We start from the raw sequence: 16,274 nt of genomic DNA, 5'->3' as shown, positions 1-16,274 counted from the left end.
TACCTGCGATCAGCTGTGCATCGATTTTGCGGCGTTAGAAACAGGCTGGCTCTGCAGCCCGTTTCTGCCTTGCAGGGCTCAGGCCTGCTTGACGACCACTTCAGCGGCCTCATGGGCCTGACGCAGCCGCTCGCGGCTGTTGGTCAGGTGCAGGCGCATGGCGGCGCGCGCAGCGTCGGAGTCCTGGCGGGCGATCGCTTCGAAGATCTGCTCATGCTCACGCTCGAGGCGCGCCATGTAGTGGGCATGATCGTCATGGGCGATACGCGCCGAGTTCAGCCGGGTACGCGGAATGATGCTGGTACCCAGGTGGCTCATGATATCGGTGAAGTAGCGGTTGCCGGTGGCGTGAGCGATCTGCAGGTGAAACTGGAAATCCGACGACACCGCATCGCTTTCGTGGGCCGCGCCTTCATTCAGCGCATCCAAAGCCTGGCGCATGGAAGCCAGTTGCTCAGGCGTACGCCGATGGGCAGCCAGGCCAGCCGACTCGACTTCCAGGCTGATGCGCAGCTCGAGCACGGCGAGCACTTCACGCAGGGTGACGATGGTCGCGGGATCGATGCGAAAGACACCCGGATTGGGAATATCCAGAACGAAGGTACCGATGCCATGGCGAGTTTCTACCAGGCCAGAAGCCTGCAAACGCGACAAGGCTTCGCGCACTACGGTGCGGCTTACGCCCTGCTCTTCCATGATCGCCGACTCGGTCGGCAACTTCTCGCCACGCTTGATCACTCCATCGCGAATGCGCTCGGACAACTCCGCGACCAGCTCCTGAGCCAGGCTGCGGTGCTTGCGGCGCGCACGTGGTGGTGTGTTCTGATTTTCCATAGCAATCAATATCGTCTGGATGGGCAAACTGCATCATATATCAGGCGGTTGTATGATGACACGTTCTTCGTTTATCTCCGGCAAATGACTCGTTAACTGCACAGGTACCGCACTATGCCGCTCGACACATTGCATCTGCAGGATCGCTTCACACGCCTCACTCTGGCTCCTCGAACCGGTGGCAGCATCGCCAACTGGACGGTCAAGGACGGGGGGCAGCCCTTGCTACGCCATAGCGACGAACAAGCCCTGCAGGCCGGCACCCCTCGCCAGCTTGGCTGCTACCCGCTGGCGCCATGGTCGAACCGCATTACCGATGGCGGCTTCGACAATCCGCAAGGCTGGCTCGCGCTGGAGGCCAATGCCGACAACTCGCCACTGCCGATCCACGGCAGCGCCTGGCAGCAGCCCTGGCAAGTAGTGGAGCACAGTGAAGATTCGGCACTGCTGCGCCTGGAAAGCCAGACACCGTTCGCCTATATCGCAGAGCAGCACATCCGTCTGCACGAAGGCCGCCTGGACATCCACCTGCAAGTCACTCACATGGCCGACGCGCCAATGTGGCACGGCCTGGGGCTGCATCCGTATTTCCCGCGTACGCCCGCTACCCGCCTGCAGGCGCGTGCCGGGCAGGTCTGGAATTGCGACGCGAACAGCCTGCCGACGCAATTGAGCGAACTGCCGGAACATTGGGACTTCAACGACGAGCATGATCTGCCGGCCCAACATACCGACAACGCCTTTGTCGACTGGAACGGCCAGGCTCGCATCCTGCAGCCCGACGCCGGCTACAGCCTGGAGATCAGCGCCACGGGCAGCGATCTGTATCTACTGTTCTGCCCGGAGCAAAAGCCGTTCTTCTGCTTCGAGCCAGTCAGCCACCCGGTCAACGCTCATCACCTGCCAGGCAGGCCCGGACTGGTGCTGCTGGACAAGGGGCAGAGCCACAGCCTGACGTTCAGCCTGCAGTACCGAACGCTAGCTTGATGCAATATGAGTCACAACTCGTGGCGGCTTTGCTGGACTTTCGCTGCACCTTGGCGATAATCAGCCGCTGCACCCTGACTTTCGACTACGTTTGACGCCAATAGCCGGAACTTTAGTAGGGGCAACAGCTACAAATAGATGTGGCGACCGTATCAGTAAGACCGCCCGGTCTTACGTTGTCGCCCTTCTCTTATTAGAAACCATGGGTACTATCGTGACGAAAGACGAACTGCGCGCCGAACTCGAGCGCCAGGCGCAGCGTTACAAGGATGTATACGGCGGAGAGGTCATCACTTACGCCGCCCAACCGGATCCGGAACGCAAGCCTTGGCGCAAGCGAGCCAGCCTGCTTGATCAGGCATTCGATAAAGAAATCGAGAAGATCGAGAAAGACTTGTCCAGCAAGGAAGAAGCCAGAGCCGAAAGCGCCTGACCAGCTGACCGGTGCCGGCTGGCGCGCTCGAGCACGCCGCCGGCGGTGCATCACTCAGCGTCGCTTCGACGTCGACTTGCCACCCAGCAAAGACCCCAGCACACCGCGAACCAGTTGCCGACCGAGTTGATTGGCGACTTGGCGCATGGCGCTTTTCATTGCCTGACCAGCCAACCCGCCGAGGAACTCGCCAGCCACGCTGACCGTGGACGGCGGCGCCTTGCCCGCCTGAACCTGTTCGCTCGCCTGGGTCGCACGGGCGGTCAGGATCTCGTAGGCCGACTCCCGGTCGAATGCCTTGTCGTAGCGCCCCGCCTGCGGCGACTGGCGAATCAGGTCTGCGCGCTCGCCTGCCTCCAGCGGCCCGATACGCGATTGCGGCGGGGCGATGGCGACACGCTGCACCATCGCCGGCGTGCCTTTGTCCTCCAGCGTACCCACCAGCGCCTCACCGATCCCCAACTCGGTCAGCACCGACAGGCAGTCGAACGCCGGATTGGGCCGGAACCCGTCAGCCACCGCGCGCAGCGCCTTCTGCTCCCGCGTGGTGAACGCCCGCAGGCCGTGCTGGATACGCAAACCCAGTTGCGCCAGCACATCGTCCGGCAGATCTCCCGGCGACTGGGTGACGAAATACACGCCCACGCCCTTGGAACGAATCAGCCGCACGACCTGCTCCAGCCGCGCCTGCAAAGCCTTCGGCGTATCGGCGAAAAGCAGATGGGCCTCGTCGAAAAACAGCGCCAGAATCGGTTTGTCCGCATCACCGCGCTCGGGCAACTGCTCGAACAACTCGGCCAGCAGCCACAGCAGAAAGGTCGCATAGACCTTGGGCGCTTCGTGAACCAGGCGACTGGCATCGAGCAGGTGAATACGCCCGCGACCGTCTCGATCAGGCTGCAGGATGTCTTCGAGCTGCAGCGCCGGTTCGCCGAAGAGCGCATCGCCGCCCTGTTGTTCCAGGCTAGCCAGACGGCGCAGCAGCGCCTGCGCGGAAGTATTGGTGAACAACGCGCTGTCGGCGCCCAGCACCTGCGGCTGCTCCCTGAGATGGGTCAGCAAAGCCTTGAGATCCTTCAGGTCGAGCAGCAACAGGCCTTCACGGTCGGCCACCTTGAACGCCGCATACAGCGCCGCCTGCTGACTGTCGGTAAGTTCCAGCAACGCGCCGAGCAGCAGCGGGCCCATTTCACTCAAGGTGGTACGCAGCGGATGGCCGCTTTGCCCGTGCACATCCCACAGGCTGACTGGATAGGCCTTGGGGCTGTGCGCCAGCCAGGGCATGCTGGCGATACGTTCGGCTATCTTGCCCTGCGGCGCCCCTGCAGCGCCGAGCCCACAAAGGTCGCCCTTTACATCGGCAGCGAACACGGCCACGCCGGCATCGCTGAAGTTCTCGATCAGGCGCTGCAAGGTTACGGTCTTACCGGTTCCCGTGGCACCGGCGATGAGACCGTGACGATTGGCAAGACGCAGTGATTGGCCAACCGCTTGGCCATCGCCACCAGCGCCCAAAACGAATTGCTGACTCAAAGACATAATGCCGTCCTCTGGATTAAAGCTTTGCGGCCTCAATGCCGACATAAACGCCATGCGAAGACCGATCAGCCTTCGCTGATCGCCTACCCCGCTCTACTCGCCCGATGGCGACGCCCCCAAGACTGGTTCCAGTGACTTCCGGACGCAAGATGCCATGACGAGAAACCTGCAGTTCAGCCACAAGATTCTGCTGGCCGCCACCCTGGTGGTCACGGTCGCCTTTGCCTTGTTCAGCCTTTATAACGACAGCCGCCAGCGTAACAGCATCCAGCAGGCACTCCAGAACAACCTGAGCCAGGCCAGTAACGCTGCGGCAGGCAACATCGAAAGCTGGCTGTCGGGGCGTATTCTGCTGGTCGAGAGTCTTGCCCAGAATCTGGAGTTGGCGATTGCCGAAGGCAACCTGCAGGAGGTCATCTCCCGTCCGGTGTACAAGAGCGCGTTTCTCTCCACGTATATTGGCCTGGAAAGTGATGGACGCTTCCTTTCCAGCCCGCCCACGCAGATGGCCGCCGGCTACGACCCGCGTACACGTCCCTGGTACAAGGACACCGCCCAGGCCAACCGCACGATTCTCACCGCCCCCTACGTCGACCAGATCACCAACTCGCTGGTGATTTCGCCAATCGCGCCAGTCCGCGGCCCGGATGGCAAAGCGTTCGGCATGACCGGCGGCGATGTCAGCCTGGAGACGTTGGTGAAAATCATCAATTCCATCGAGCTGGGTGATCTCGGTTACGCCTTCCTGGTCAGCAAGGACGGCACCGTCTTGGTTCACCCCCAGGCCGACCTGGTGATGAAGAACCTGCGCGACCTTTACCCCAACACCAGCATCGGCCTCGACAGCAAGCTGACCGAGGTTGCACAGGATGGCCAGGATCGGCTGCTGACCTTCGCCCCGGTCAAGGGTCTGCCCGATGTGCAGTGGTATGTCGGCTTGTCCATCGACAAGAACCTGGCCTACGCGGAGCTCAATGAATTCCGCCTGTCGGCGGCCGTCGCCACGCTGATTGCAGTGGCATTGATCATCGCATTGCTCAGCGTGCTGATCCGTGTGCTGATGCAGCCGCTGACCACCATGGGCAAGGCCATGGAAGATATCGCCCGCGGCGAAGGTGACCTGACCAAACGTCTGGCCATTCAGTCCAACGACGAATTCGGCGCCCTGGCCAGCTCGTTCAACCGCTTCGTCGAACGTATCCACGCGTCCATTCGTGAGGTGTCCTCGGCCACCGCCCAGGTCAACGAAGTCGCCAAACTGGTGGTCAATGCGTCCAACTCGTCCATCGTCAATTCGGACGAACAGGCCAGCCGCACCAACAGCGTCGCGGCGGCGATCAACGAGCTTGGCGCCGCCGCCCAGGAGATCGCCCGTAACGCTGCGGATGCTTCCAATCAAGCGTCGGACGCCCGCCTGCAGGCCGAGGATGGCGGCAAGGTGGTGCAACAGGCGATCAAATCCATGACCGAGCTGTCGACCAAGGTCATCGACGCCCGCGCCAAGATCGAGATGCTCAACGGCAAGACCGTCGACATCGGGCAGATTCTCGAAGTGATCAAGAGCATCTCCCAGCAGACCAACCTGCTCGCCCTCAACGCCGCCATCGAAGCGGCACGCGCCGGTGAAGCGGGTCGCGGTTTCGCCGTGGTTGCCGACGAGGTGCGCAACCTCGCCCACCGTACCCAGGAGTCGGCGCAGGAAATCGAGAAGATGATCGAGGAACTGCAGATCGGTTCCCGCGAATCGGTCACCACCATGACCGAGAGCCAGCGCTACAGCGAGGAAAGCGTGGCGGTCGCCAACCAGGCAGGCGAGCGACTGGGCAGCGTCACCACGCGGATTGGTGAGATCGACGGCATGAACCAGTCGGTGGCGACCGCCACGGAAGAGCAGACCTCGGTGATCGAGGCATTGAACATGGACATCACCGAAATCAACACCCTCAATCAGGAAGGCGTGGAAAACCTCCAGGCCACCCTGCGCGCCTGCGCGGATCTGGAGCAACAGGCAGCTCGCCTGACCCACCTGGTCGGCAGCTTCCGCATCTGATCGCAGAAAACCAAGAAGGGCGCCATTGGCGCCCTTCTTCGTCGATGTCCGACCTACTTGTCCGACGTAGCGTCACGCTCACGCTGCAAGCGCTGCCATAACGCCTCGGCACCTTCGAACTCGGTGCCATCCTCTTCGCTCAACGCCTGCGGATCATAACGCCGCACGCAACCTTCACCCAGAGTGGGAGGTGGCGTTGCGGTACCGGGCTGGTGAGGCTCGTCATCGCTCATTGGAGATCAGCCGCGCGGATGGCCCTGTTCATGCTGAGCGAACTCCTTCACCGCCAGCAGCACATCATGACGACTGATCTGACCGACCAGCTTGCCACCTTCCACGACCGGAAAACGTCGGCGACGACCTTTCAGGAAACGCTCGGCCACATCGATGATGTCGGCTTCCGGCGAGGTGGTTTCGACGTTGGTGGTCATGTAGGAACTGATGGTGCCGCCAGTCGACTCGTAGTAAGCCCCCTGAAGAATGCCGCGCAGGCAGTCGCCCTCCGACAACAAGCCAACCAGACGACCCTGACCATCGACCACTGGCGCCCCGGAAATACGGTGCTCCAGCAATTGGTTGATGGCCGTGAACAGATCGGTGTCGGCATGGAAAGTGACCAAGTGACGGGTCATGTAATCACGCACTTTTACGGACTTGAGCATGAACGGACTCCCTTATTCGAGCATCGGGTCGAATGGATCAGTCGAACACAACGGTCTTGTTGTTGTGTACCAGTACCCGATCTTCCAAGTGATAGCGCAGACCGCGGGAAAGCACCATCTTTTCCACGTCCTTGCCGAGGCGCACCATCTCTTCGATGCTCTCGCGATGGCTGACGCGCACCACGTCCTGTTCGATGATCGGGCCGGCATCCAGCTCTTCGGTCACATAGTGGGACGTCGCGCCAATCAGCTTGACGCCTCGTAGCGAGGCCTGGTGGTAAGGCTTGGCACCTACGAACGACGGCAGGAAGCTGTGGTGAATGTTGATCACCCGCTGTGCATAGTCCTGACACAATTTGGGCGGCAGGATTTGCATGTAGCGGGCCAGCACGATGGCATCGGCACGGTTTTCTTCAACCAGGCGCGCGACCTCATCGAAGGCCGGCTGCTTGTTCTGCGGGTCCACCGGCACATGAATGAACGGAATGCCGTGCCACTCGACCATGCTGCGCAGGTCGTCATGGTTGGAGATCACGCAGGGAATGTCACAGTCGAGTTCGTTGCTGTGCCAGCGATGCAGCAGGTCGGCCAGGCAGTGGGACTCGCGGCTGGCCATCAGCACCACGCGCTTTTTCTGCGCCGAATCGGTGATCCGCCACTCCATGGAGAATTCCCGAGCGATCGGCGAGAACGCCTGATTGAAGCCATCGAGATCGAAGGGCAACGAATCAGCGCGAATTTCATGACGCATGAAGAACCAGCCGCTCTGCGTGTCCGAGTGGTGGCTCGCCTCGGTGATCCAGCCGTTGTAAGTCGCCAGAAAGTTACTGACCTTGGCAACGATGCCGGTACGGTCAGGGCAGGCGATGACCAGCCGAAAAGTGCGCATGAACAACTCCAGAGAAATAGCGAAGGCGCGCATTTTAGCCAGACTAACGGAAAACTGCAGTATCCCGACGAACCTGACTGCGTTGCCTTGCCCGGCATGCCTCATGATGCGGAGAGAAAACTCTGCTGGCCTCGGTAATAAGGCGTTCAATCCCAGGCGAAAAGGGATTAATTCCCACATACTTTTAAGTGCCACTAAAACAGTAAATCGGTGTTGCCGAATGCAACTACTTTGGTATGACAGCGTCTCTTTACTACAAATCGGTTTACTTATAATTAACCGATGTCTACCATAAGCAAAACTTGGTCACTACCCCCCTGCATTATTAAAGGTAAGCACATGTCCCTGATCACTGAATACCGCAGCCTTGAAGAAAACATCAAAGAACTGCAAGAACGCCTGAAGAATCTGTCGCAAGACGACAAACTGAAGAAAGAACTGGAATTCGAAGGCAAGCTGCGCACCTTGATGGGCGAATACCAGAAATCGCTGCGCGACATCATCGCGCTGCTGGATCCGGATGCCAAAGCTGGCAAAACTACGCGTAATGCCAAAGCTGCAACAACTGGCACCAAGCGTGCTCGTAAAGTTAAGCAGTACAAAAATCCGAATACCGGCGAAGTCATCGAAACCAAAGGTGGCAACCACAAGACTCTGAAAGAGTGGAAAGCCAAGTGGGGCGCTGACGTCGTTGAAAGCTGGGTCACCCTGCTGGGCTGATGCCATGCCGGGGCGGTGAGTCCATAAAAAACGCCAGCATTGCTGGCGTTTTTTATGGGCGCTATTAAGTTAATCGCTTAGAAAAAATCACCATGAACAGAGCAACGCAAGCTCAGCGTGCCTTGAGGCGCGCGCCTCTTGCCTTTTGCTTGCCCACCTATGGGTTTACAGCGTGTAACGCTGACGCAAACGCTCGGCATACTCTCTCCACCCCTGCAATATCACTCGCTGAGCATCTGTCGCGGTGGTCAGGTACTGCATCATTTCCGTCTCGAAACTCGCCAGCGTATTAGGTGCCCCGAACTCAGACTGGCTCAGGCGCTGCTGACAGAATTTGTGCCAGCGCCGCCGTTCCTCATCATTCAAGGTCATGGGAAAGTTGCGGGCCCGATAACGGAACAGCAATTCAGGTAAGCGATGATCATCGAAAGGCCAGCGCTGAGTTCCTAGCTGTTGTGGATCGCAATTGCGTACTTGTTCACAAAGTCGTCGATCCCGATCTCCGATAAAGCCGTCATACAACTGCTGTTCCGGATCAATCCCGGCGGCAAAATTTTCTTCCTCATAGACCTGCGACAATTTGTCCTGCCACTCGGACTGACAATCGATCAGATGCTGTGCACGGGCTACGTAATCGGTTTTATCCAATTGCAGCCGCTGGCAATCCTCTGGGCGTAGCACACTCAAGGGAGCAACCACCGGGCAACGGTTGATATGGATAAGCTTGAGTGGCACCGGCAGTTGCCCCTCGGCCAGCTCGTCACGGCGGGTGTACAGCCGGCGACGCAGCGTTTCGCCATCTTCATTGAGTAGCGGCGTGCTATCGAGGTGCAGGTCGCAGACGATCAGTGCATTGCGGTTACGCGGATGCCAGGCCAGCGGTAGCACGATTCCTAGATAATGACGTGCCCCGGCAAAGCGCCCGGACACGTGCACCAGCGGCTGCAACAGGCGTATCTGATCGAGCACCCGCTGCTTGCTACGCAATCCATAGAGATACTCGTAGAGTTTCGGCTGGCGCTCACGCACCAGGCGCGCCAGCGCAATAGTCGCGCGTACATCGGACAACGCATCGTGGGCCTGGCCATGTTCGATGCCGTTGGCGGCGGTCAGCCGCTCAAGCTTGAGGCTGACACCCGCCTCGTCGCGCGGCCACTCGATGCCCTCCGGGCGCAATGCGTAGGCGGTTCGCATCATGTCTATCAGATCCCAGCGGCTGTTGCCGCCCTGCCACTCCCGCGCATAGGGGTCGAAGAAGTTGCGATACAGGCTGTAGCGCGTTACCTCGTCATCGAAACGCAGGCTGTTATAGCCCACGCCGCAGGTGCCAGGGCGTGCCATTTCGGCATGCACGCGGGTCATGAATTCGGCTTCGCTTAGCCCGTCACTGGCCAATCGATCCGGGCCGATACCGGTAATCATGCAAGCGGCGGGATGCGGCAGGATGTCGTCGCTAGGCTGACAGTAGAGGTTGAGCGGCGCTTCGATTTCGTTGAGCTGCTCATCGGTGCGGATACCCGCGACCTGGAGAGGCCGATCACGGCGTGGGTCGATACCGGTGGTTTCGTAGTCGTACCAGAACAGGCTCGAAGGCACGGGTAGCTCCTGTAAATAGTGGATGCCGCAGTCTAGGGGCTGTTACCGCCTGATCACAAACTGCAGCGTATTATCCAAAGCTTGATGGCCCGCACATCTTGAGCGAGGGCGTAGTGCGCTGGCCCTTGTGGCGCTTCACTTCCATCATTAATATTACGAAACAATCTTGTTCACACTCGCCAAGGATGAATCATGAGTGACGTTATTTCCGCAAACCCCTATGCCGTTCCCACCAGTGAATTGCAGGAAGCGCCCAGCAGCAACGAGGCGCCGAGCATCGAGCAAGCCCTGAGCCGTGGCTACGACTTCAGCATCAGCGCGCTGATCAGCGAAGCTTGGCAACTGACCAAGGGCACCAAAGGCATCATTATCGGCGGCTTCCTGATCTTCTACGTGGCGATCTTCATCGCCTCGTTCGTGATCGGTGCAGTACTGGGCATTTTCACCGCGTTCAGCGAAAACCTGGTACTGATCATCATCGGCCAGATCGTCACGACTATTCTCGCGTCCGCCGTGAGCTACCCCTTCATCGCCGGCCTGAACATGATCGGCATTCGCCGCGCTGCAGGCCAGCCATACAGCTTCAACGAGATTTTCAGCCACTTCGGTCGCACCGTACCGCTGCTGATCGTTGCGGTAGTGATGATGCTGTTCATCTACCTCGGCATGATCCTGCTGCTGATTCCGGGTATCTACCTGGCGGTCGCCTATATGCTGGCCATTCCCCTGGTCGTCGAGCGTGGCCTGTCGCCCTGGCAAGCCATGGAAGCTTCGCGCAAAGCCATCACTCAGCACTGGTTCAAGGTATTCGGCCTGTTCCTGCTGCTCGGTCTGATCCTTGCCATCAGCGCCATCCCGGTGTTTATCGGTCTGATCTGGACCGTGCCACTGTTCGTCGTAGCCATGGGCGTGCTGTACCGCACCATCTTCGGCGTACTGCCGGTCGCACGTTAAGCACCTCCTTACCTGGCCGCGTTTCTCGCGGCCAGGTTGCTTCCTGACTCGCTGCTGGCTAGCATCGGGCTTTGCTCATACGACGTGACGATGCCGCCCTCCTCAATTCCCCCCATCACTCGACAGCAGCAGCCAGTGCTGGATACGCGCTATCAGGTGGAAACTCCGGAAGGCATCGACCTGGCATTGCGCCCAGCCGGCCTGGTACCTCGGGCGCTGGCCTTTACCATCGACCTGCTGATCCGCGGCGCGATTCTCGCGGTCGTCTACCTGACGCTGGGCATGTTCGGCCAACTCGGCATGGGCATCGCGACCATCGCGCTGTTTCTGGTCACCTGGTGGTACATGGTGCTGTTCGAAGTACTCAACCAGGGCCGCTCACCGGGCAAGCAGCTACTCGGCCTGCGCGTGGTACATGACGATGGCACGCCAATCGGCTGGCCAGCCTCGCTGACCCGTAACCTGCTGCGCTTCGTCGACCTGCTGCCATTCGCCTATACCCTTGGCATCATCAGTTGCCTGAGCAATCGCGCGTTCAAGCGTCTAGGTGACATTGCCGCCGGCACGCTGGTGGTCTATCGCGATCAGTCCATCGAGCGTCCCAGTATTCCCGAGGCCGACGCATTGCGTGCGCCCTTCCCGCTCGACTTCGCCGAACAGCGCGCCATGCTCGCCTTCGCCGAACGCAGTGAAGGCCTGTCGACTGCACGGCGCGCCGAGCTGGCGGCCATTCTCGCCGAACCCCTGCAGGTGGATGCCGAGCATGCGGAAGGCAGAATCAACGGCATCGCCCGCAGCCTGTTGGGTCCGACATGAAGCAGAGTCTTTTCGAGTCCCGGCACCAACCACAGTGGCAAGCATTCAGCGAGCAGTTGGCTCGACTGGAGAAAGGCAGCGCCGATGCGGAAAAAAGCCGTACCTTCGCCGCCGACTACCGACGCCTCTGTCAGCATCTCGCTCTGGCCAGGGAACGCGGCTACAGCAACCACCTGATCGATGAGTTGCAGCAACTGGCGTTGCGAGGCCATCAGCAGTTCTATCGCCATCACAGCGCCATAGGGCCGCAACTGATCAGCTTCGTGCTGGCGGGGTTCCCGCGTCTGGTGCGTGAGGAATGGCGCCTGGTGACGATCGCCAGCCTGCTGTTCTTCGGCAGCCTGGCCGTCATGGGCACTCTCGTCTACCTGTTTCCGGATCTCGTCTACAGCGTCATGGATCCCAGCCGCGTCAGCGAGATGGAGAGCATGTACGACCCCGATACCTCGCGCCTCGGACGCTTCGGCGAACGTGACTCCGGCGATGACTGGATGATGTTCGGCTACTACATCATGAACAACATCGGCATCGCCTTTCAGACCTTCGCCAGCGGCCTGCTGTTCGGCGTCGGCAGCCTGTTCTTCCTGCTGTTCAACGGGCTGATGATCGGGGCCGTGGCCGGTTACCTGACGCAACTGGGCTACAGCGAAACCTTCTGGTCATTCGTCATAGGCCACGGCGCCTTCGAGCTGACCGCCATCGCCCTGGCCGGCGCCGCTGGCCTCAAGCTCGGCTGGGCGCTGCTCGCTCCAGGCCGCCTGCCCCGTGGCGAAGCCCTGCGCCTGGCCGCGACGCGCGCCGTACGGCTGCTTGGCGGTGCGGCCCTGTTCCTGCTGATCGCGGCGTTCATCGAAGCCTATTGGTCCTCCATGACCTTCACCACACCGCATATCAAATACTGGGTGGGAGCCGGCCTCTGGGCACTGGTACTGGCTTATCTGTGCCTGGCCGGCAGGGGGCAGCATGCGCCTGACTGATGCCAGCGTGGCGATCCGCCCGCGCACGCCCTGGGAAGCCATCGATCTCGGCGTGCTCATGGCCGGCCGTCATCGCGGCCTGCTGATGGCCAGCTGGGCTGCCGTCACCGTGCCGATTTTCGCCCTGCTCTGTGCGCTGCTGTGGCAATACCCCACCTGGGCCATGTTCATTTTCTGGTGGCTGAAGCCGGCCTACGAACGGCTACCGCTGTACATCCTCTCTCGCGCGCTGTTTGGCGATACGCCGACCTTCAAACAGGCACTCAAGGCTTTCCCCGGCCTGCTCAAACCGCAGTTGCTGGCCAGCCTGACCTGGCGACGCTTCAGCCCGTCGCGCAGTTTCGACCTGCCGGTGCTGCAACTCGAAGGCCTCAAGGGCAAGGAACGTACGCAGCGTCTGAACGTGCTGGCGCAACGCGATGCCGGCGCCGCGACCTGGCTGACCGTGGTTGGCGTGCACCTCGAAACGGCCCTGTGGATCGGCCTGGGCAGCCTGGTCTACCTGCTGATCCCCACCCAGGTATCCACCGAGTGGGATTGGCAGAGCCTGATCAATGGCGATACCAGCGGCTGGCTCTGGCTGGAGCACCTTTCCAACCTGGCCTACGTGCTGCTGCTGATTCTCTGGGAACCGATCTACGTCGCCTGCGGTTTCAGCCTGTACCTGAACCGTCGCACTGCGCTGGAAGGCTGGGACATCGAATTGACCTTCCGCCGCCTGCGCCAGCGTCTCACCGGTGTCGCTTACGCACTATTGCTGGGCTGCGGCATGTTGTTGCTGAACGTGCCGACGCCAGCCCTGGCAGATACGCCGCACAGCTGCCCGCTGCCCAGCGAAGACCCGAACGGCCCACAGGCCCCGCGCATGCTCGCCCAACCGCTGAGCAGCGAAGCCTCGCGCGAATCGGTGCTGGCGATTCTTGACGAACCACCCTTCGTGAACCGCGAGACGGTGACCCGCTGGCGCTTCGGCGACGAAGCCAAGCAGGAGGAACCCTCGGAAGACACCCGCAAGGCGCTGGAAAGCCTGTTCGAGATGCTCGAGAACCTGACCGCCTTGAAAGGCATCGCACTGTTCTTCGAGGCCCTGCTGTGGGCCTTGCTGATCGGCATCATCGGCCTGGTGCTGTGGCGCTACCGCGAATGGCTGAGCACCTTCGCTGGCCGTACACGCCTGCGCCTGCCGGAAAGACATGAATCACCTAACCAGCTGTTCGGCCTGGAAGTGCTGCCACAGAGCCTGCCTGACGATGTCGCCAGCACCGCCGAACGACTCTGGCAGGACGATCCACGGGCGGCCCTGGGCCTGCTTTACCGCGCGCTGCTCAGCCGCCTGATTCACGATCACAAGTTGCCGCTCAAGAGTTCTCATACCGAAGCCGAAGTACTGCCCCTGGTCGACGGCCTCGACGATCCGGAGCTCAGCAATTTCAGCCAGACCCTGACCCGGCACTGGCAGAACCTCGCCTACGGCCACCGTCTGCCGCCGACAGAGGCGCGCCCGGCGCTGTGCAATGACTGGCGACGCCTGATCGAACACGGTGGCCGGCCATGAACCGCACCGCACGTTTCGTCATCGGCGCCCTGCTGGTACTGGGGCTTGGCTTGCTCGGCAGCTACCTGCTGAGCCGTGCCGAGCCCTATGAGGATGTAGTGAGCCACGGGCCATCTCCGGAGGCACGTGACAACCCCTATATGGCCGCCGAGCACTTTCTGCGCAAACAGGGCCTGGAAGTGGCGCGCGCCGACAACCTTACCGGCCTGGCCGAATTACCCAGCCGCGGCCATACCCTGCTGCTGCTCGGTAACCGCAGCAACCTGACACCACGCCAGAACGAACGCCTGCTGCAGTGGGCAGCACAGGGCGGTCACCTGCTGTTTGTCGCCGAACGCATGTGGGACGAAGAGCAAGGCAAGAGCGGCGACCTGCTGCTCGATGCTCTGAATGTGCAGCAATACCCGGTCGAGAAACTCGACGAAGACGAGGAAGAAGCAGACAGCGCTGCCGACGAGGAAACCGCGGAGCCGACCCGTGAGGAAAGCCAGGAAGAACCGAAGGATGCTTATCCGCAGCTGACCAAGCTGTACCTGGAAAACGAGCAGGCACCGGCCTATGTCAATTTCGATACCGACTTCCACCTGTACGACGCCAACAACCTTGCCCATGTCTGGGCCAATAGCGGCGAAGCCACGCACCTGCTGCAGATCTATCACGGCGAAGGGCTGATCAGCATCGTCACCGACGCCTGGATCTGGCAGAACGCCAACCTGGCCGATTACGACAACGCCTGGCTGCTCTGGTACCTCAGCCAGGACAGTGCCGTGACCCTGATCTACAACGCCGACCGTGACAACCTGCTGACCCTCCTGCAGCGTCATTTCACTCCGGCTCTGCTGGCCCTCGGCCTCCTGCTGCTAATGGGCCTGTGGCACGTCGGCCAGCGGCGCGGCCCGCTGCTGCAGCCGCAACCGGCGAGCCGCAGGCAACTGCAGGAACACCTGCGCGGTGCGGCCGACTTCCTGCTTCGTCACGGAGGCCAGCAGCGCCTGTTGAACAACCTGCAGCAGGACATCCTGCGTCGCGCCCGACGCCGTCATCCCGGCTTCGAGCGCCTGGGCGTCGCCGATCAGTGGCAGATTCTCGGCCGCCTCAGCCGCCAACCTTCCGCAGCCATCAGCCAGGCCATGCGCCCGCTGAGCAAGAAACGCCTTTCCGCCAGCGACTTCACCCGTCAGGTCGCCCACCTGCAAACACTCAGGAATGCCCTATGAGCGAACATACGCCCGACCAGCCGAGCAGTCCGATCAGCGAGCCTGCCAGCACCACCGCCGCACCAGCCGCCAGCAATATCGCCCAGCAGCGCCAGCGTGCCAGCCAGTTGGCCCAGGCCTTGCGCCAGGAACTGCAGAAGGCGGTAATCGGCCAGACGGCAGTCATCGACGACGTACTTACCGCGCTGATCGCTGGCGGTCACGTACTGCTCGAAGGCGTACCCGGCCTCGGCAAGACCCTGCTGGTGCGCGCCCTGGCCCGCTGCTTCGGCGGTGAGTTCGCACGCATCCAGTTCACCCCGGATCTGATGCCCAGCGACATCACCGGCCACGCCGTGTACGACCTGCAGAGCGAACAGTTCAAACTGCGCAAGGGGCCGATCTTCACCAACTTGCTGCTTGCCGACGAGATCAACCGCGCTCCGGCCAAGACCCAGGCCGCGCTGCTGGAGGTCATGCAGGAGCGTCAGGTGACCCTAGAGGGCCGTCCGCTGGCAGTACCGCTGCCGTTCATGGTGCTGGCCACCCAGAACCCCATCGAACAGGAAGGCACCTACCCGCTGCCGGAAGCCGAACTCGACCGTTTCATGCTCAAGCTGCACATGGATTACCCCGAGCAGGACGAAGAGTTGAGCATGGTGCGTCAGGTATCGCGCTCGACCAAGGCCGACATGCTCGAAGTCACGCCCCTGCGCACCCTGCTGCAGGCCAAGGACGTGCTGATCATGCAGAAGATCGCCGGCGATCTACCGCTGGACGAACAGGTACTCGACTACGCTGTGCGCCTTGCCCGTGCGACCCGCAGCTGGCCGGGCCTGGCCATCGGTGCCGGCCCGCGCGCCTCCATCGCGCTGGTACGCGGCGCCCGCGCACGCGCTCTGCTGCGTGGCGGCGATTTTGTGCTGCCCGATGACGTCAAGGGCTGCGCCCTGGCCGTGTTGCGCCACCGCGTACGCCTGTCGCCGGAGCTGGATATCGAAGGGCTGTCCATCGATCAGGTGCTGCTGCAGTTGCTCGATCAGGTTCCCGCACCCCGTCTATGAAC

At 61.2% G+C, this 16,274-nt stretch carries 16 protein-coding genes; 10 read left to right on the top strand and 6 right to left on the bottom strand.

What is annotated here, in order from left to right; translation table 11 throughout:
• Positions 1 to 78: 78 nt before the first annotated feature.
• Positions 79 to 834, bottom strand: a complete 756-nt coding sequence (locus K5Q02_RS10050; RefSeq protein ID WP_225838775.1) for a FadR/GntR family transcriptional regulator — start codon at positions 832 to 834, stop codon at positions 79 to 81.
• Between the two features lie 114 nt (positions 835 to 948).
• Here K5Q02_RS10050 and K5Q02_RS10045 point away from each other — a divergent pair, with 114 nt between their 5' ends.
• Positions 949 to 1,821, top strand: a complete 873-nt coding sequence (locus K5Q02_RS10045; protein ID WP_225838774.1) for an aldose 1-epimerase — start codon at positions 949 to 951, stop codon at positions 1,819 to 1,821.
• A 214-nt stretch (positions 1,822 to 2,035) separates the two neighbouring features.
• Positions 2,036 to 2,254 carry a hypothetical protein gene (locus tag K5Q02_RS10040; protein ID WP_042556287.1) on the top strand — a complete coding sequence of 73 codons (219 nt, stop codon included), beginning with the start codon at positions 2,036 to 2,038 and terminating at the stop codon, positions 2,252 to 2,254.
• Between the two features lie 54 nt (positions 2,255 to 2,308).
• Here K5Q02_RS10040 and K5Q02_RS10035 read toward each other — a convergent pair whose 3' ends face one another.
• The gene (locus tag K5Q02_RS10035) at positions 2,309 to 3,793 is read right to left on the bottom strand and encodes a helicase HerA-like domain-containing protein (protein WP_225838772.1); all 1,485 of its coding nucleotides are present in this window, start codon (positions 3,791 to 3,793) and stop codon (positions 2,309 to 2,311) included.
• A 154-nt stretch (positions 3,794 to 3,947) separates the two neighbouring features.
• Here K5Q02_RS10035 and K5Q02_RS10030 point away from each other — a divergent pair, with 154 nt between their 5' ends.
• On the top strand, positions 3,948 to 5,843 hold the full coding sequence (locus tag K5Q02_RS10030; protein ID WP_225838770.1) for a methyl-accepting chemotaxis protein: 1,896 nt from the start codon (positions 3,948 to 3,950) through the stop codon (positions 5,841 to 5,843).
• A gap of 53 nt (positions 5,844 to 5,896) precedes the next feature.
• Here the strand turns inward: K5Q02_RS10030 and K5Q02_RS10025 are convergent, their stop codons facing one another.
• The 3 genes from K5Q02_RS10025 to purU are packed head-to-tail and all read right to left on the bottom strand — an operon-like array spanning position 5,897 to position 7,394.
• Entirely contained in the window at positions 5,897 to 6,076 is a 180-nt protein-coding gene (locus K5Q02_RS10025) for a hypothetical protein (RefSeq protein ID WP_225838768.1), read from the bottom strand.
• 6 nt (positions 6,077 to 6,082) lie between these two features.
• Positions 6,083 to 6,505, bottom strand: coding sequence for a CBS domain-containing protein (locus K5Q02_RS10020; RefSeq protein ID WP_225838766.1), 423 nt, complete (start codon positions 6,503 to 6,505; stop codon positions 6,083 to 6,085).
• Between the two features lie 37 nt (positions 6,506 to 6,542).
• Positions 6,543 to 7,394, bottom strand: coding sequence for a formyltetrahydrofolate deformylase (gene purU / locus K5Q02_RS10015; RefSeq protein ID WP_225838764.1), 852 nt, complete (start codon positions 7,392 to 7,394; stop codon positions 6,543 to 6,545).
• Between the two features lie 339 nt (positions 7,395 to 7,733).
• Here purU and mvaT point away from each other — a divergent pair, with 339 nt between their 5' ends.
• On the top strand, positions 7,734 to 8,114 hold the full coding sequence (gene mvaT / locus K5Q02_RS10010; RefSeq protein ID WP_225838763.1) for a histone-like nucleoid-structuring protein MvaT: 381 nt from the start codon (positions 7,734 to 7,736) through the stop codon (positions 8,112 to 8,114).
• 165 nt (positions 8,115 to 8,279) lie between these two features.
• On the opposite strand, the gene sbcB is transcribed toward mvaT, so the two are convergent.
• Positions 8,280 to 9,710, bottom strand: a complete 1,431-nt coding sequence (gene sbcB, locus K5Q02_RS10005) for an exodeoxyribonuclease I (RefSeq protein WP_225838761.1) — start codon at positions 9,708 to 9,710, stop codon at positions 8,280 to 8,282.
• Positions 9,711 to 9,902: 192 nt separating this feature from the next.
• Between sbcB and K5Q02_RS10000 the strand changes: the two genes are divergently transcribed.
• The 6 genes from K5Q02_RS10000 (at position 9,903) to K5Q02_RS09975 (ending at position 16,272) form a co-directional block, all read left to right on the top strand.
• Positions 9,903 to 10,664 (top strand): hypothetical protein, encoded by a 762-nt coding sequence (locus K5Q02_RS10000; protein WP_225838759.1) that lies wholly within the window; start codon positions 9,903 to 9,905, stop codon positions 10,662 to 10,664.
• Between the two features lie 90 nt (positions 10,665 to 10,754).
• On the top strand, positions 10,755 to 11,480 hold the full coding sequence (locus K5Q02_RS09995; RefSeq protein ID WP_225838757.1) for an RDD family protein: 726 nt from the start codon (positions 10,755 to 10,757) through the stop codon (positions 11,478 to 11,480).
• Positions 11,477 to 12,457, top strand: a complete 981-nt coding sequence (locus tag K5Q02_RS09990) for a stage II sporulation protein M (protein WP_225838754.1) — start codon at positions 11,477 to 11,479, stop codon at positions 12,455 to 12,457. Before K5Q02_RS09995 ends, K5Q02_RS09990 begins: the two co-directional genes overlap by 4 nt.
• Positions 12,444 to 14,012, top strand: coding sequence for a DUF4129 domain-containing protein (locus K5Q02_RS09985; RefSeq protein ID WP_225838752.1), 1,569 nt, complete (start codon positions 12,444 to 12,446; stop codon positions 14,010 to 14,012). Before K5Q02_RS09990 ends, K5Q02_RS09985 begins: the two co-directional genes overlap by 14 nt.
• Positions 14,009 to 15,229 (top strand): DUF4350 domain-containing protein, encoded by a 1,221-nt coding sequence (locus K5Q02_RS09980; RefSeq protein WP_225838751.1) that lies wholly within the window; start codon positions 14,009 to 14,011, stop codon positions 15,227 to 15,229. The genes K5Q02_RS09985 and K5Q02_RS09980 overlap by 4 nt, the downstream gene beginning before the upstream one ends.
• Positions 15,226 to 16,272, top strand: a complete 1,047-nt coding sequence (locus K5Q02_RS09975) for an AAA family ATPase (protein ID WP_225838748.1) — start codon at positions 15,226 to 15,228, stop codon at positions 16,270 to 16,272. The genes K5Q02_RS09980 and K5Q02_RS09975 overlap by 4 nt, the downstream gene beginning before the upstream one ends.
• Positions 16,273 to 16,274 lie beyond the last annotated feature (2 nt).

This window comes from Pseudomonas sp. MM211 (genome assembly GCF_020386635.1).
Taxonomy (GTDB): domain Bacteria; phylum Pseudomonadota; class Gammaproteobacteria; order Pseudomonadales; family Pseudomonadaceae; genus Aquipseudomonas.
The sequence above is the reverse complement of the archived record's forward strand: the minus strand, read 5'-3'. Positions and strand labels throughout refer to the sequence as shown.

Bases quoted from the DNA above. Each gene is read 5' to 3' on its own strand.
- mvaT (WP_225838763.1), top strand. From the start codon at position 7,734: ATGTCCCTGATCACTGAATACCGCAGCCTTGAAGAAAACATCAAAGAA.
- K5Q02_RS10020 (WP_225838766.1), bottom strand. From the start codon at position 6,505: ATGCTCAAGTCCGTAAAAGTGCGTGATTACATGACCCGTCACTTGGTC.
- K5Q02_RS10035 (WP_225838772.1), bottom strand. From the start codon at position 3,793: ATGTCTTTGAGTCAGCAATTCGTTTTGGGCGCTGGTGGCGATGGCCAA.
- K5Q02_RS10045 (WP_225838774.1), top strand. From the start codon at position 949: ATGCCGCTCGACACATTGCATCTGCAGGATCGCTTCACACGCCTCACT.
- K5Q02_RS09995 (WP_225838757.1), top strand. From the start codon at position 10,755: ATGCCGCCCTCCTCAATTCCCCCCATCACTCGACAGCAGCAGCCAGTG.
- K5Q02_RS09985 (WP_225838752.1), top strand. From the start codon at position 12,444: ATGCGCCTGACTGATGCCAGCGTGGCGATCCGCCCGCGCACGCCCTGG.
- K5Q02_RS10025 (WP_225838768.1), bottom strand. From the start codon at position 6,076: ATGAGCGATGACGAGCCTCACCAGCCCGGTACCGCAACGCCACCTCCC.
- purU (WP_225838764.1), bottom strand. From the start codon at position 7,394: ATGCGCACTTTTCGGCTGGTCATCGCCTGCCCTGACCGTACCGGCATC.
- K5Q02_RS10050 (WP_225838775.1), bottom strand. From the start codon at position 834: ATGGAAAATCAGAACACACCACCACGTGCGCGCCGCAAGCACCGCAGC.
- K5Q02_RS09975 (WP_225838748.1), top strand. From the start codon at position 15,226: ATGAGCGAACATACGCCCGACCAGCCGAGCAGTCCGATCAGCGAGCCT.
- K5Q02_RS10030 (WP_225838770.1), top strand. From the start codon at position 3,948: ATGACGAGAAACCTGCAGTTCAGCCACAAGATTCTGCTGGCCGCCACC.
- K5Q02_RS09990 (WP_225838754.1), top strand. From the start codon at position 11,477: ATGAAGCAGAGTCTTTTCGAGTCCCGGCACCAACCACAGTGGCAAGCA.
- K5Q02_RS10000 (WP_225838759.1), top strand. From the start codon at position 9,903: ATGAGTGACGTTATTTCCGCAAACCCCTATGCCGTTCCCACCAGTGAA.
- K5Q02_RS09980 (WP_225838751.1), top strand. From the start codon at position 14,009: ATGAACCGCACCGCACGTTTCGTCATCGGCGCCCTGCTGGTACTGGGG.